Here is a 14,621-nt window from a genome sequence, read left to right on the forward strand (position 1 = left end):
GCACGGCCCATGTGACGGGCACACGGGAGCCGGAGCGTATTGTTGTTGGTCGCGCGACTGACGATAGCCCAGGGGATAGGCGGTGAGCGGTTGCTGTTCGGGGTGCTGAAGCAGGACCGCGGGGCGTGTCAGTGGTGCGGACTGGCCGTCGGGCGCCGGGTGCGGGTAGCGAGCGGGACGGCAGGGCTGGGTAAGCGTGACCTGAGTATAGCTAGCGAGTCAGTGTCCAGACCAGTACCTTGCTTGCGCAATTATCCTCGGTTTCGAGGATTTCCAGCCGATATCTGCCAATTTTCAGGCAGACTGCGCTTGCAGGGATGCTTTCCAGCGCCTCGGTGACCAGGCCGTTGAGGGTTTTTGGCCCGCCGTCGCAGGGCAGGTGCCAGCCCAGGGTGCGGTTGATCTCGCGCAGCGAGGCGGTCCCTTCGATGACGAAGCGGCCGTCGGCTTGAGGATGGACGTGAGGATTGTCCAGGCTCTGCTCGTCCTCGAATTCGCCGACGATCTCCTCGAGGATGTCCTCCAGGGTGACGATGCCCAGCACCTCGCCGTATTCGTCCACCACCACGCCCATGCGCCGCTGCTGCTTGTGGAAGTTCAGCAACTGCATCTGCAACGGCGTGCTTTCGGGGACGAAGTAGGGTTCGTAGCAGGCCGCCTGGAGTTTCTCCGGGGTCAGCTCGGCCCGTGGCAGCAAATGGCTGATCAGCTTGGTGTTGAGTACCGCTTCGACCTGGTTGATGTCGTTGTGGTAGACCGGCAGGCGGGTGTGACGGCTGACGATCAGCTGCTCGATGATGCGTTCGATGGGGTCGTCGAGGTTGATGCCGTCGACTTCGTTGCGCGGCACCAGGATGTCGTTGACGGTGATCTTGTCCAGCGCCTGCAGGCCTTCCAGCAGGCCGTTGCGGGTGTTGTCGACCGGGCCGTCCTCGTCGAAGTCGTCGTCTGCCTGCGGGTGCAGGGCCACCGCGGTGGGCTGCACGCGGAACGGGCGCAGGATCAGCCTGGCGCAGCCATCGAGCAGGCAGCCCAGCGGCTGCAGCAGCGCCAGTGGCCACTTCAGCAGGTTGCCGCCCAGGCTCATGAAGGCTTGCGGATCGCGGCGGGCCAGGCGGCGCGGCAGATAGTCGGCGAGCACCAGCAGGGTGAAGGTGGCCCCGAGGCCCGCCAGCCAGAAACCGTGCTCACCGTCGTAGCGCTGGCCGATCAGGCAGGCCAGGCCCAGTACCAGCAGCTTGCCGAGGCTGGCGCCGAGCACCAGACCCTGGGCGGGGAGGGTGGCGTCGCCCTGGCCAGCGGCTTGCTGGCGGGCGCTGTCGACCGCTGTGAACAGCGCCGACCACAGCAGCGCCAGTGCGATGATGCCGAGCAGCGGGGCGTACGGCAGGGTGTCCATGGGCGGCCGTCAGATATGCAGGATGAATTCGCGGACCAGCTTGCTGCCGAAATAGGCCAGCATCAGCAGGCAGAAGCCGGCCAGGGTCCAGCGGATCGCCTTGTGACCGCGCCAGCCAAGGCGTGTGCGGCCCCACAGCAGCACGCTGAACACGATCCAGGCCACGCAGGCCAGCAGGGTCTTGTGCACCAGGTGCTGGGCGAACAGGTTATCGAGGAACAGCCAGCCGGAGATCAGCGACAGCGACAGCAGCACCCAGCCGGCCCAGAGGAAGCCGAACAGCAGGCTTTCCATGGTCTGCAGCGGCGGGAAGTTGCGGATCAGCCCGGACGGATGCTTGTGCTTGAGCTGGTGGTCCTGCAGCAACAGCAGCAGGGCCTGGAACACGGCGATGGTGAACAGGCCGTAGGCCAGGATCGACAGCAGGATATGCGCGAGGATGCCGGGCTCTTCGTTGATCAGCGGCACCGTGCCGGGCGGGGCGAACTGGGCCAGCAGCGCGGTCACCGCGCCGAGCGGGAACAGCAGCACCAGCAGGTTCTCCACCGGGATGCTCAGGCAGGCGAGCAGGGTCAGGCCGATCACCGCCACGGCGATCAGGCTGGCGGCGCTGAAAAAGTCCAGGCTTAGGCCCAGGGGCGTGATCAGCTGGAAGAACAGGGCGCCGCCCTGGGCGACCACCGCCAGCGTGCCGAGCAGGCCCAGCAGCCGTTTGTCGGCGCGGGCGCCACGGGCCAGTCCGGTGGCCTGGTAGACGGTCGCGGCCAGATAAAGGAAGGCGGCGAGCAGATTGGGGATGAGGCTGGGTGAAGAGAACATAAGTCCTGGCAGGCAAGCCCTAAAGGGACGGAGTTTGGCATAGATCGCGGTGGGCAAGGAAGACTGCGTATCAATCGCGGGGCAAGCCGATGGTCCCGAGCGAGGTGTGCGCAGGAAGCAGTCTCCGCTATAATCGCCGCCTTGCTCTGCCCGGCGCGTGTACATGTTCACCTGGGCATCTGAAAAACCTCGGCTCCACTGGGCCTGAAAGGATCACCATGTTCGAAAACCTGACCGACCGCCTGTCACAGACGCTGCGCCATGTCACCGGCAAGGCCAAGCTGACCGAAGACAACATCAAGGACACGCTGCGCGAAGTGCGCATGGCCCTGCTCGAGGCCGACGTCGCCCTGCCGGTGGTCAAGGATTTCGTCAACAGCATCAAGGAACGCGCGGTCGGCACCGAAGTGTCGCGCAGCCTGACTCCGGGCCAGGCCTTCGTGAAGATCGTCCAGGCCGAGCTGGAAAGCCTGATGGGCGCGGCCAACGAAGAGCTGACCCTCAACGCCGCGCCACCTGCCGTGGTGCTGATGGCCGGCCTGCAGGGCGCCGGTAAGACCACCACCGCCGGCAAGCTGGCGCGTCACCTGAAAGAGCGCAAGAAGAAGAGCGTGATGGTGGTGTCGGCCGACGTCTACCGTCCGGCGGCGATCAAGCAGCTCGAAACCCTGGCCAACGACATCGGAGTGACCTTCTTCCCGTCGGATATCAGCCAGAAGCCGGTGGCCATCGCCGAGGCGGCGATCCGCGAAGCCAAGCTCAAGTTCATCGACGTGGTGATCGTCGACACCGCCGGCCGTCTGCATGTCGATGCCGACATGATGGACGAGATCAAGGCGCTGCACGCCGCGGTCAAGCCGATCGAGACCCTGTTCGTGGTCGACGCCATGACCGGCCAGGACGCCGCCAACACCGCCAAGGCCTTTGGCGACGCCCTGCCGCTGACCGGCGTGGTGCTGACCAAGGTCGACGGCGACGCCCGTGGCGGTGCCGCGCTGTCGGTACGCGCCATCACCGGCAAGCCGATCAAGTTCATCGGCATGGGCGAGAAGACCGAGGCCCTGGAGCCGTTCCACCCGGATCGTATCGCCTCGCGCATCCTCGGCATGGGCGACGTGCTCAGCCTGATCGAGCAGGCCGAGCAGAACATCGACAAGGCCAAGGCCGACAAGCTGGCCAAGAAGCTGAAGAAGGGCAAGGGCTTCGACCTCGAGGACTTCCGCGACCAGCTGCAACAGATGAAGAACATGGGCGGCCTGGGCGGCCTGATGGACAAGCTGCCGAGCATCGGTGGCGTGAACCTGTCGCAGATGGGCAATGCCCAGGGCGCGGCCGAGAAGCAGTTCAAGCAGATGGAGGCGATCATCAACTCCATGACCCCGGCCGAGCGTCGCGACCCCGACCTGATCAGCGGTTCGCGCAAGCGCCGCATCGCCCTCGGCTCCGGCACCCAGGTGCAGGACATCGGCCGCTTGATCAAGCAGCACAAGCAGATGCAGAAGATGATGAAGAAATTCTCCGCCAAGGGCGGCATGGCCAAGATGATGCGTGGCCTTGGCGGGATGCTGCCGGGTGGCGGCATGCCAAAACTGTAAAAGAATCCGGTGGGCTTCCTTATATGAGGAAGCCCGCCAGACCCCCGCTACGGCGGGACCATGGCCACCGCGAGGTGGCCCAAACCGGCAGAACTGAGCGGCAGGCCCCGGCATTGCCGAAAAAGGCATTTGCAAATGTCCGTGTATTCCCCGAGAATATGCGGCCTTTTGGGCACCCGTGTGCCCATTGGGCATTCAGTTTTGCAGCACCGACTATAGGAACGATGTTCACATGGTAACCATTCGTCTGGCCCGTGGCGGCTCGAAAAAGCGCCCATTCTACCACCTGACCGTGACCAACTCGCGTAACGCCCGTGACGGCCGTTTCGTTGAGCGCGTTGGCTTCTTCAACCCGATCGCATCGGGCGCCGAAGTCAAGCTGTCGGTCAACCAAGAGCGCGTCACCTACTGGCTGAGCCAGGGCGCACAGCCGTCTGAGCGCGTTGCTCAGCTGCTGAAGGAAGCTGCCAAGGCTGCAGCCTGAGCAGTATGAACGCGACGCCAGAAAAGGCTGATGACCTCATCGTCGTTGGCAAGATTTTTTCGGTTCACGGCGTTCGCGGCGAGGTGAAGGTGTATTCCTTTACCGATCCGATTGAAAACCTGTTGGATTACCCGCGCTGGACGCTCAAGCACGAAGGCAAGGTAAAACAGGTCGAGCTGGTCAGCGGTCGTGGCTCCCAGAAGGGCCTGGTCGTGAAACTCAAAGGCCTCGATGATCGTGATGAAGCCCGTCTTCTGAGCGGTTACGAAATCTGCATCCCGCGGAGCCTTTTGCCCAACCTGGCAGCCGACGAGTACTACTGGTACCAGTTGGTGGGCCTGAAGGTCATCAATCAGGACGAACAACTGTTCGGCAAGATCGATCACCTGTTGGAGACCGGCGCGAACGATGTAATGGTGGTCAAGCCCTGCGCAGGCAGCCTGGATGATCGCGAGCGTCTGTTGCCCTATACCGGGCAATGCGTGCTGGCAATCGACCTGGAAGCAGGCGTGATGCGGGTTGAGTGGGACGCGGACTTCTAGACGATGGGTAACCTTCGCGTAGACGTCATCACGTTGTTCCCCGAGATGTTCTCGGCCATCACGGAGTACGGCATTACCAGCCGCGCGGTGAAACAGGGGTTGCTGCAAGTGACCTGCTGGAACCCGCGGGACTACACCACAGATCGCCACCACACCGTGGATGATCGGCCGTTTGGCGGTGGTCCGGGCATGGTGATGAAGATCAAGCCTCTGGAAGACGCCCTGGTTAGCGCCAGGCAGGCAACCGGAGCATCGGCAAAGGTGATCTACCTTTCGCCACAAGGCCGCAAGCTGACCCAGCAGGCGGTCAAAGGCCTGGCCGAACAGGAATCGTTGATCCTGATCGCCGGTCGTTATGAAGGCATCGACGAGCGCTTTATCGAGGCTCATGTCGATGAGGAGTGGTCGATTGGCGACTATGTGCTTTCCGGTGGCGAGCTGCCGGCCATGGTACTGATCGATGCGGTTACACGGCTGCTGCCCGGAGCTTTAGGGCATGTGGACTCGGCGGAGGAAGACTCTTTCACCGACGGTCTGCTGGATTGCCCGCACTACACCCGACCTGAGGTGTATGCGGATCAGCGTGTTCCCGACGTGTTGCTAAGTGGCAACCATGCACATATCCGGCGTTGGCGGATGAAGCAGTCCCTTGGTAGGACCTTCGAACGACGCGCCGATCTTCTGGAAAGTCGCTCGCTTTCTGGAGAAGAGAAGAAGCTGCTCGAGGAATACATCCGCGAGCGGGACGATAGTTAAACGTATCGATGGTGGATCAAGTATCCATCTTAGGAGCACAGCATGACCAACAAGATCATCCAGCAGCTCGAAGCCGAGCAGATGAGCAAAGAGATCCCGACCTTCGCACCAGGCGACACCGTTGTCGTTCAGGTTAAAGTGAAGGAAGGCGACCGCTCGCGTCTGCAGGCGTTCGAAGGCGTCGTTATCGCCAAGCGTAACCGCGGTCTGAACAGCGCCTTCACCGTGCGCAAGATCTCCAGCGGCGTTGGCGTAGAGCGTACCTTCCAGACCTACAGCCCGCAGATCGACAGCCTGGCCGTGAAACGTCGTGGTGACGTGCGTAAAGCCAAGCTGTACTACCTGCGCGACCTGTCCGGCAAAGCCGCTCGCATCAAGGAAAAACTGTCCTGAGTACAGTTTGCCTGGCGGCCTAGGCCGCCTTGCGAGAAAAAAGCAGCCTTCGGGCTGCTTTTTTGCTTTCTGCAACCCGACCTTGCGATGTGACCCGAAGATGACCACCCGAGACCAGGAAATCCAGCGCCGCACCGAGCTGTCGGTGACCCGCGTGACCAAGGCGGTGTTCCCCAACACCACCAACCACCACAACACCCTGTTCGGCGGCACCGCCCTGGCGTGGATGGACGAAGTGTCGTTCATCGCCGCCACCCGGTTCTGCCGGTTGCCGCTGGTGACCGTGTCCACCGATCGTATCGATTTCAAGCACCCGATCCCGGCCGGTTCGATCGTCGAGCTGGTGGGCACGGTGATCAAGGTCGGCAACACCAGCCTGCAGGTGCAGGTGGATGTGTTCGTCGAGAACATGTACCTCGATGGCCGCGAGCAGGCGATCCATGGCGTGTTCAGCTTTGTCGCCATCGATGAGGACAAGCGCCCGGTGCCGGTGCTGCCGTTGGCCTGATTGCCCTCGCGTTGGTTTGACGCGTTCCTGTAGGAGCGGCTTCAGCCGCGATCACCCGCAACGCGGGTGCCAGGCATTCATCGCGGCTAAAGCCGCTTCTGCAGGTCAATGCGCCACAGGCTGCTCGGTTAGCTCCGGCTCCACCAGTGCCACCAATGTCCATCCAGGCTGCGGCTTGAGCGGATTGTCCGGGCTGGCCACATGCACCCAGCCTTGCCCGTCCCGGGCGAACAGCAGCGTGGCCCGCAGGCCATGCAGTTGCTGGTAATCGCTCCAGCCGAAGGCCTCGGTCAGCGTGGTGCTGTACAGCTCGGCACCCTGGTGCAGCAGCTTGGCCAGCTGTCCATAGGTCATCGGGCTCGACCCGAGCAATTGCCCGCGATGCTCCTCGCTGGCCCGGTGCTTGTCGCTGCGCTGTTTTTCCAGGCCGCTGGCCAGCACGAACAATCGGGCCTGGCCGAAGTCATGGCGAAAACGCGCACAGGCCAGGGCATTGAGCTCGCCCGCCGGTGACAGCCCCAGCAGATGGCCCAGGCCGACCAGGTCGAGGTGGGCGTCGGCGTGCTGCGAGGCAGGGTTGCCGAAGTAGGTCGGCAGGTTGTCCATGCGCGCGGCGCGGATGTTCTCCCAGCTCGAGTCGGTCAGCAGCACCCGACAGCCCAGTTGCTGCAGGGCCTTGGCGACTGCCCGCGCAGGCGGGTTGGCGCCGACCACGAGGAACCCGCTCGGCGCCGGCTCCGCCACCTTCAACAGGCGGGCCAAAGGCCTGGCGGTGGCGCTTTGCAGCACCACGGTGCCGATGATCACAGCGAAGGTCAGCGGCACCAGCAGCAGCGCGCCGTCGTGCCCGGCCTGGTCCAGGCGAATGGCGAAGATCGCCGACACGGCCGCCGCCACGATGCCCCGTGGCGCGATCCAGGCCAGCAATGCCCGTTCCCGCCAGCTCAGCGGCGAGCCCAGGGTCGACAGCAGGACATTCAGCGGCCGTGCCAGCAACTGGATCACCAGCAGCAGCGCCAGTACCGCCGGCCCCAGGGCCAGCAGCGCGTGCAAGTCGAGTCGCGCGGCCAGGAGAATGAACAGCCCGGAGATCAGCAGCACGCTGAGGTTCTCCTTGAAATGCAGGATCTGCCGCACGTCCACGCCGGGCATGTTGGCCAGCCACATGCCCATGAGCGTGACCGCCAGCAGGCCCGATTCGTGGACGATCTGGTTGGCGGCGATGAAGATGCCCAGCACCGCCGCCAGCGAGGCCAGGTTGTGCAGGTATTCCGGCAGCCACTGCTCGCGCATGACCTGCCCGAGCAGCCAGCCACCGGCAACGCCCAGCGCGCTGCCGCAGAAGATCACCCCGGCAAAGGTCGCCAGGCTGTGGCTCAGGCCGTCGCCGGCGGCGCTGGCGATGATGAAGCTGTATACCACCACCGCCAGCAGCGCGCCGATCGGGTCGATGACGATGCCTTCCCAGCGCAGGATGTTGGCGATCGCCGCCTTCGGTCGCACCACCCTCAGCATGGGCACGATCACTGTGGGGCCGGTGACCAGGGTCAGGGTGCCGAACAGGATCGCCAGCGGCCAGTCGAAGCCCAGCAGCCAGTGGGTGGCCAGGGCGATCACCAGCCAGGTGCTCAGCGCGCCGACGGTGACCAGGCGGTGCACCACGCTGCCGATCTCGCGCCATTGCGACAGGTGCAGGGTCAGGCTGCCCTCGAACAGGATCAGCGCCACCGCCAGCGACACCAGTGGCATCAGCAGCGGGCCGAACAGCGCCTGGGGCTGCAGCCAGCCCAGCACCGGCCCGGCGAGGATGCCGCACAGCAGCAGGAACAGGATCGCCGGCAGCTTCAGGCGCCAGGCCAGCCATTGGCAGAGCAGGGCGGCAGCGCCGATGCCGCCGACACTCAAAAGAATCTGCTGTTCGTTCACGCGGGCTCCCTCTGCATGCCGTGTTATGAAAGACTAAGCGTCATTTCGTCGTTTGCCACCGAGTCTTCATGCCTGCACTGGACCACCCCCTGATCGACCAGTTCCTCGATGCCCTTTGGCTGGAGAAGGGGCTGTCCGACAACACCCGCGCTTCGTACCGCAGCGACCTGGCGCTGTTCAATGGCTGGCTGCAGGAGCATGGCGTGGCACTGCCTGATGCCGGGCGTGAGCTGATCCTCGACCACCTGGCCTGGCGTTTCGACCAGGGCTACAAGCCGCGTTCGACCGCGCGTTTTCTTTCCGGGGTGCGCGGGTTCTTCCGTTACCTGCTGCGCGAGCGGCTGGTCGCTGTCGACCCGACGCTGCAGGTGGACATGCCGCAACTGGGTCGGCCGTTGCCGAAGTCGCTGTCGGAGGCCGATGTCGAAGCCCTGCTGCAGGCGCCGGACCTCGGCGAGGCCATCGGCCAGCGCGACCGTGCCATGCTCGAGGTGCTCTATGCCTGTGGCCTGCGCGTGACCGAGCTGGTCAGCCTGACCCTGGACCAGGTCAACCTGCGCCAGGGCGTGCTGCGGGTGATGGGCAAGGGCAGCAAGGAGCGCCTGGTGCCGATGGGCGAGGAGGCGGTGGTGTGGATCGAGCGCTACCTGCGCGATGGCCGAGCCGAGTTGCTGGGCGGGCGCCCCAGCGACGTGCTGTTTCCCAGCCAGCGCGGCGAGCAGATGACCCGCCAGACCTTCTGGCACCGCATCAAGCACCAGGCGCGGGTGGCCGGCATCGACAAGCCGCTGTCGCCGCACACGCTGCGCCACGCCTTTGCCACGCACCTGCTCAACCATGGCGCCGACCTGCGCGTGGTGCAGATGCTGCTGGGCCACAGCGACCTGTCCACCACGCAGATCTACACCCATGTGGCCAAGGCGCGGTTGCAGGAACTACACGCTTTGCATCACCCTCGAGGTTGACGCTCGGGCGATCATCCAGCAGATTCCGACACCTCAAACGCTCGATATGGAAATCAAGCATGACCAGGTTCAAGTGCCCTGCAGCCGTGCGGTTGCCGGTCAGTAATGTCTGACGCCCTGTGGGCCGCCCGCGAGGGCGATGCGCTGATGCACACCTCAATGATGGCCGACATCGTCAGCGGCGTGCTGGAAGTGGCCGCCAACGTCGCCATCGGCATGCTGGCCACCGCGGCGGTAACCGCGGCGTTGGGCCTGACCGTGGCCACTGGCGGCCTCGGCTGCTTCGTGCTCGGCGCGGTGGTGGGCATCGTGGTCGGCGTGGTCATGAGCAAGACCGGGGCCGACAAGGGCTTGAGCAGTTTATGCGAGGGTATCGGCAACTTCCTGTTCCCGCCCTCGGTGCAAGCCAACATCCTCAGCGGCTCGAAGAATACCCACACCAATGGCAAACCGGCCGCCCGCGCTGCCGGCGTCATCGTTGCCGCCGCTGCGCCCGCTGGCAGCGACGCGGCTCAGCCACCGGCCGAGGAGGAGGAAGAAAGCTTCCTCGACATGGCCAAGGGCTTTTTCTCGCAGATGTGGCGGCCTACGGTCGCCAGCCCGGCGCCGAACACCGAGCCTGCCGACGACGACAAGATCCTCTGCAGCAAGCATCCGCCGATGCCGCCGCAGTACCTGGCCGAAGGCTCGAGCAAGGTCACCATCAACGGACACCCGGCCTGTCGCAGCGGCGATCGCAGCACCTGCGAGGCGGTGATCGTCGACGCCGGGCTGGTCTCCGATAATGTGCGCATCGGCGGCGACTCGATCGTGGTCCGCGAGATTCGCAGCGGCAAGACCCCGGGCATCGGCCTGGCGATTACCGCCTTGATGATGCTGCGCGGGCGCGGCGGCAAGTTCTACAGCAAGTTCGGCTGCATGGTGATTGGTGGCATCGGCAGCGCCGTCACCAGCCAGGTGACCGGCGCGATCACCAGCGCCATCGCCGGCTCACCCAACCCGGTCCACAGCGCCACTGGCGCCAAACTGTTGAGCGGCGAAGCCGAGCTTGATTTCAGCCTTCCGGGCTTGATCCCGTTGGACTGGCAGCGCTACTACAACAGCCGGGATGAACGCCGCAACGGCCTGTTCGGTGCTGGCTGGAGCGTCGATTACGAAGTCTTCGTCGCTATCGAGGCACATCCTGAAGGCGGCGAGCGCCTGCTGTTCACCGACGAACAGGCACGGGTCGTCGACATGGGCCATATCCCTCTTGGTGATGGCGTGTTCAGCGCCGGCGAAGGCCTCAGCGTGCGTCGCGCGCACAATGGCGAGCTGCTGATCGAAAGCGTCGACGGTCTCTATCGCCTGTTCCAGCCCGCCCCGAACAATCCGCAGCGCCTGCGCCTGGCGCAACTGGGTGACCGCAACGACAACCGCATCTACCTGGACTACGACAGCAACGGCCGCTTGCTCAGGCTGCGCGATACCTTCGATGTGGTCCAGGTGCAGGTGGTTTACAGCAGCCAATGGCCAGCCCGGGTCAGCCATATCGAGCGATGGTACAGCGACGAGTCGAACGAGCTGCTGGTCAGCTATGCCTATGACAGCAACGGCGACTTGGCCGAAGTCCGCGACGCCAGCGGCCAGGTGCAACGGCGCTTCGCCTATGACCAGGGCCGGCGCATGGTCGAACACCAGCTGCCCAGCGGCCTGCGCTGCTTCTATGAATGGACTCGTGCTGCAGACGACTGGCGCGTGGCCCGGCACTGGACCGACGACGGTGACGAGTACCGTTTCGACTACGACATCGAGGCTGGCATCACCCGGGTCACCGACGGCCTGCAGCGGGTCAGCAGCCGCCACTGGAACCCGCAGTACCAGATCACCCAGTACACCGACGCCCTCGGCCACACCTGGCGTTTCGAGTGGAACGACGAACGCCAGTTGCTGGCCGCCACCGACCCGCAGGGCGGGCAATGGCAGTACCTGTACGATGAGTCCGGCAACCTCTGCGAAAGCATCGACCCACTGGGCCGCAGTGAGGCGACCCAGTGGCTGGAACACTGGTCGCTGCCCCGGGTACAGACCGACAAGGCCGGCAGGCGTTGGCGCTATCGCTACGACCAGCGCGGCAACTGCAGCAGCGAAACCGACCCGCTGGGCCACACCACCCGCTACCGCCATGACGAACGCGGCCAGGTGGTGGAGATCATCGATGCGGCGGGCAAGCACAAGCACCTGCGCTGGAACGAATTGGGCCTGCTGATTGAACAGGTCGATTGTTCGGGGTATCCGACCCGCTTCAGCTATGACCGGCGCGGGCATCTGCAGGCGGTCACCGATGCCCTCGGCGAACGTACCGAGTACCAGTACGATGCCCAGGGCCGATTGCTCGGCTCGCAATTGCCCGATGGGCGCAGTGAGCACTATCAGCTTGATCGCAACGGCCAGCTCAACAGCTATACCGACCCCGCCGGGCACTCCACCCAATACCGCTATAACCGGCGTGGCCAGGTGCAGCAGCGTATCGATCCGCATGGTCGGCGGGTGCAGTTCAGTTACGACGCCTACGGGCGGCTGCTGGCGCTGACCAATGAAAATAGCGAAAGCTACAGGTTCAGCTGGGACCTGGCTGATCGCCTGACTGAACAGCAGGATCTGGACGGCAGCGCCAGCCGCTATCACTACGACCGGCTGGATAACCTCAGTTGCGTTGAGTACCTCCCCGCCCCCCAAGGCGATGCTGAAGCGATCATTCATCAATTGCACCGGGATGCCGTCGGGCGCTTGATCGAAAAGCGCACCGATGATGGTGAAACCCAGTACAGCTACGATCCCCTTGATCAACTGACGGCAATCAGCTTCACCGACAAGGCAGGCAACAGCGAGCAACTGGCCTTCGCTTACGATGCCCTTGGCCAATTGCTGGAAGAGCACAGCGCCAATGGTGTGCTGCAACATCACTACGACGAACTCGGCAACCTGGTCCAGACCCAGCTGCCCGACGGCCGCTGGCTCAACCGCCTGTACTACGGCAGCGGCCATCTGCATCAGCTCAACCTCGACGGCAAGGTGATCAGCGATTTCGAACGCGACCGCCTGCATCGTGAAGTGCTGCGCACCCAGGGCCGGGTCAGCACCCGCAGCGAGTACGACCGCAGCGGTCGTTTGCGCTCACGCCTGCGCCGCCCCAACCACCAGCCGCCGCAACTGCCGGCTACGGTACAGCAACGTTTCGATTTCGACTCGGCAGACAACCTGATCGGCCGTTTCAACCAGCAGCCCGGCAGCCAGCACCAGCAATTGCTGCACTACGATGCCAGCGGCCGGATCATGGCCAGCCAGGACGCTGGCCAGGGCCAGAGCGAAACCTTCGCCTACGACGCTGCCGCCAACCTGCTCGACGGCCCCCAGGCCGGCATCGGCCTGGTACGTCATAACCGCTTGCTCACCTACCAGGACAAACGCTACCGCTACGACGGCTTCGGCCGCCTGATCGAGAAACGCAGCAGCCGACGTGGCATCCAGCACTTCAGCTACGACGCCGAGCACCGCCTGATCCAGGTGCGCAGCCAGCACGGTGGGCGCGAACGGATACTGAACATGCGCTACGACCCGCTCGGACGGCGTGTCGAGAAAAGCGAATATGACGATCAGGGCAATCTGCTCGACCAGACCCGCTTCGCCTGGAATGGCCTGCGCTTGTTGCAGGAGCATCGCTACAGCCAGACCAGCCTTTACCTGTATGTCGAAGACAGCCACGAACCCTTGGCGCGGGTTGACGGTGCGGGGCAGCACCAGCAGGTGCGCTACTACCATAACGATCTCAATGGCCTGCCCGAACAGTTGACGGATGACAGTGGCGAGGCGGTCTGGCAGGCGCGCTATCAGGTCTGGGGCAATACCCTGCAGGAAGTGCGTGAGGCGCATTTCATCGAAGAGCAGAACCTCAGGTTTCAGGGACAGTACCTGGACCGTGAAACGGGCCTGCACTACAACACGTTTCGGTTTTATGATCCGGATGTCGGGCGGTTCACGCAGCCGGATCCGGTGGGGCTTGAGGGCGGGCTGAATCTATACTATTACGCGCTTAATCCTTTTACCTGGCTTGACCCGCTCGGTCTGACCAGTTGCGGCACACCGAGGAAGTCCGCAAATCCGGCAAAAGTCATTAATGATCTTAAGGCATTCGGCGGTAGGCGTTTCCGTTTTGGCGGTAATACATTCAAACTTGACAAGAGTGGTATGAAGCATATTCTTGAGCGTCATCATCCTAAATACTGGGATGGCTCGGTCAAGGCGCGTCAAAGTTTCCTGTCTCCGAAATTATCGATCCAAGATGTTTCGAGTGTTGTTCGCGATGTCATGAGGCAGAATAGAGATGTGTTGGTCGGTAAGGGTACTGTTGGTAAATACCAGGTCAGTGGTACTTCCGGGGGTGTAGAGTACGTTGTTGGACTTAATAACGGCAGAGTAGGGCAATTGTATCCAAAATGAAGAATAAAATTATTATTGAAACCTATGTAAAGACGGGTGAACGGTTTGCCGATTTCTTCGAATATGAAGGAGGATTTAATGGCCAGGCGTCTATCGAAGGTGCGCTGGTTCTTACGATTGATGGCACAGCGCTTATTGACAGAAGCATGTTTGATTACGTCGATGACCTGTGGAGCTATTTGTCAGAAGGATTGCTACAGGTCAGTGAAGGCAAATCGTTTAGCTGTTTTTTTCCTGACCAGCCCATCGAAGTCAAACTGACTCCCAGCAACGGTCGTCTGCAGGTGAGCGTCACCTGCCATAGTGAGGTTTCTGTTGCAGTCGATAAAGATGAATTTGTCAGGGTCATGAGCGAGCACGCACGCAAATTTTTCACCTGGTTGCAGGCGATAGAGCCTGGCGCCAAAGGTACTTGCGATTACGCACTGGGACACCTGAACAAAATTCGTCGGTAACATCAGGTCTGGGGCAATACACTACATGAAGTGCGCGAAGCGCATTTCATCGAAGAGCAGAACCTCAGGTTTCAGGGCCAGTATCTGGACCGTGAGACGGGTCTGCACTACAACACGTTTCGGTTTTATGATCCGGATGTCGGGCGGTTCACGCAGCCGGATCCGATAGGGTTGCTGGGTGGCACGAATCTTTATCAGTATGCGCCGAATCCGAACGGGTGGGTTGATCCGCTTGGATTATCTCCTGTTAGTCCTAAAACGATTTTATTCTCACAAGACAGTATTAATGGTGTGTTTGAG

12 protein-coding genes and 1 pseudogene are annotated in these 14,621 nt (G+C 62.8%); 10 read left to right on the plus strand and 3 right to left on the minus strand.

The window, feature by feature from the left end; all coding sequences use genetic code 11:
• Positions 1 to 211 precede the first annotated feature (211 nt).
• Together HU751_RS08575 and HU751_RS08580 are read right to left on the minus strand one after the other, a co-directional pair.
• Complete coding sequence (locus HU751_RS08575) at positions 212 to 1,399, minus strand: transporter associated domain-containing protein (RefSeq protein ID WP_186734853.1); 1,188 nt, start codon at positions 1,397 to 1,399, stop codon at positions 212 to 214.
• Between the two features lie 9 nt (positions 1,400 to 1,408).
• A complete protein-coding gene (locus HU751_RS08580) occupies positions 1,409 to 2,218 on the minus strand; it encodes a cytochrome C assembly family protein (RefSeq protein ID WP_186734851.1) in 810 nt (269 codons plus the stop codon).
• Between the two features lie 218 nt (positions 2,219 to 2,436).
• On the opposite strand from HU751_RS08580, the gene ffh reads away from it, so the two are divergent.
• From ffh to HU751_RS08610, 6 genes are all read left to right on the plus strand, one after another.
• Complete coding sequence (gene ffh / locus HU751_RS08585) at positions 2,437 to 3,813, plus strand: signal recognition particle protein (RefSeq protein ID WP_050704199.1); 1,377 nt, start codon at positions 2,437 to 2,439, stop codon at positions 3,811 to 3,813.
• A 232-nt stretch (positions 3,814 to 4,045) separates the two neighbouring features.
• The gene (gene rpsP, locus HU751_RS08590) at positions 4,046 to 4,297 is read left to right on the plus strand and encodes a 30S ribosomal protein S16 (RefSeq protein ID WP_011535318.1); all 252 of its coding nucleotides are present in this window, start codon (positions 4,046 to 4,048) and stop codon (positions 4,295 to 4,297) included.
• Positions 4,298 to 4,302: 5 nt separating this feature from the next.
• The gene (rimM, locus tag HU751_RS08595) at positions 4,303 to 4,839 is read left to right on the plus strand and encodes a ribosome maturation factor RimM (protein ID WP_028691589.1); all 537 of its coding nucleotides are present in this window, start codon (positions 4,303 to 4,305) and stop codon (positions 4,837 to 4,839) included.
• 3 nt (positions 4,840 to 4,842) lie between these two features.
• Positions 4,843 to 5,595, plus strand: a complete 753-nt coding sequence (gene trmD, locus HU751_RS08600) for a tRNA (guanosine(37)-N1)-methyltransferase TrmD (protein WP_028691588.1) — start codon at positions 4,843 to 4,845, stop codon at positions 5,593 to 5,595.
• Between the two features lie 42 nt (positions 5,596 to 5,637).
• On the plus strand, positions 5,638 to 5,988 hold the full coding sequence (gene rplS / locus HU751_RS08605; protein WP_011535315.1) for a 50S ribosomal protein L19: 351 nt from the start codon (positions 5,638 to 5,640) through the stop codon (positions 5,986 to 5,988).
• 100 nt (positions 5,989 to 6,088) lie between these two features.
• Entirely contained in the window at positions 6,089 to 6,496 is a 408-nt protein-coding gene (locus HU751_RS08610) for an acyl-CoA thioesterase (protein WP_186734849.1), read from the plus strand.
• Between the two features lie 105 nt (positions 6,497 to 6,601).
• On the opposite strand, the gene HU751_RS08615 is transcribed toward HU751_RS08610, so the two are convergent.
• Positions 6,602 to 8,422, minus strand: a complete 1,821-nt coding sequence (locus HU751_RS08615) for a cation:proton antiporter (RefSeq protein WP_186734847.1) — start codon at positions 8,420 to 8,422, stop codon at positions 6,602 to 6,604.
• 68 nt (positions 8,423 to 8,490) lie between these two features.
• Between HU751_RS08615 and xerD the strand changes: the two genes are divergently transcribed.
• The 4 genes and pseudogenes from xerD to HU751_RS27250 form a co-directional block, all read left to right on the plus strand.
• Positions 8,491 to 9,387 carry a site-specific tyrosine recombinase XerD gene (xerD, locus tag HU751_RS08620; protein WP_050704202.1) on the plus strand — a complete coding sequence of 299 codons (897 nt, stop codon included), beginning with the start codon at positions 8,491 to 8,493 and terminating at the stop codon, positions 9,385 to 9,387.
• Positions 9,388 to 9,492: 105 nt separating this feature from the next.
• Entirely contained in the window at positions 9,493 to 13,866 is a 4,374-nt protein-coding gene (locus tag HU751_RS08625) for an RHS repeat-associated core domain-containing protein (protein ID WP_225933251.1), read from the plus strand.
• Positions 13,863 to 14,321: a hypothetical protein gene (locus HU751_RS08630; RefSeq protein ID WP_186734845.1), complete on the plus strand. Its 459-nt coding sequence runs from the start codon at positions 13,863 to 13,865 to the stop codon at positions 14,319 to 14,321. Before HU751_RS08625 ends, HU751_RS08630 begins: the two co-directional genes overlap by 4 nt.
• Positions 14,322 to 14,561: pseudogene (locus HU751_RS27250) on the plus strand (RHS repeat-associated core domain-containing protein); the annotation flags it as partial. It abuts the gene before it with no gap.
• Between the last annotated feature and the right edge of the window lie 60 nt (positions 14,562 to 14,621).

The organism is Pseudomonas peradeniyensis, assembly GCF_014268935.2.
GTDB lineage: Bacteria > Pseudomonadota > Gammaproteobacteria > Pseudomonadales > Pseudomonadaceae > Aquipseudomonas > Aquipseudomonas peradeniyensis.

Excerpts from the sequence above, each read along its gene's own strand:
- rimM (WP_028691589.1), top strand. The coding sequence starts at position 4,303 with ATGAACGCGACGCCAGAAAAGGCTGATGACCTCATCGTCGTTGGCAAG.
- trmD (WP_028691588.1), top strand. The coding sequence starts at position 4,843 with ATGGGTAACCTTCGCGTAGACGTCATCACGTTGTTCCCCGAGATGTTC.
- HU751_RS08580 (WP_186734851.1), bottom strand. The coding sequence starts at position 2,218 with ATGTTCTCTTCACCCAGCCTCATCCCCAATCTGCTCGCCGCCTTCCTT.
- rpsP (WP_011535318.1), top strand. The coding sequence starts at position 4,046 with ATGGTAACCATTCGTCTGGCCCGTGGCGGCTCGAAAAAGCGCCCATTC.
- rplS (WP_011535315.1), top strand. The coding sequence starts at position 5,638 with ATGACCAACAAGATCATCCAGCAGCTCGAAGCCGAGCAGATGAGCAAA.
- HU751_RS08630 (WP_186734845.1), top strand. The coding sequence starts at position 13,863 with ATGAAGAATAAAATTATTATTGAAACCTATGTAAAGACGGGTGAACGG.
- ffh (WP_050704199.1), top strand. The coding sequence starts at position 2,437 with ATGTTCGAAAACCTGACCGACCGCCTGTCACAGACGCTGCGCCATGTC.
- HU751_RS08575 (WP_186734853.1), bottom strand. The coding sequence starts at position 1,399 with ATGGACACCCTGCCGTACGCCCCGCTGCTCGGCATCATCGCACTGGCG.
- HU751_RS08625 (WP_225933251.1), top strand. The coding sequence starts at position 9,493 with ATGTCTGACGCCCTGTGGGCCGCCCGCGAGGGCGATGCGCTGATGCAC.
- HU751_RS08610 (WP_186734849.1), top strand. The coding sequence starts at position 6,089 with ATGACCACCCGAGACCAGGAAATCCAGCGCCGCACCGAGCTGTCGGTG.
- xerD (WP_050704202.1), top strand. The coding sequence starts at position 8,491 with ATGCCTGCACTGGACCACCCCCTGATCGACCAGTTCCTCGATGCCCTT.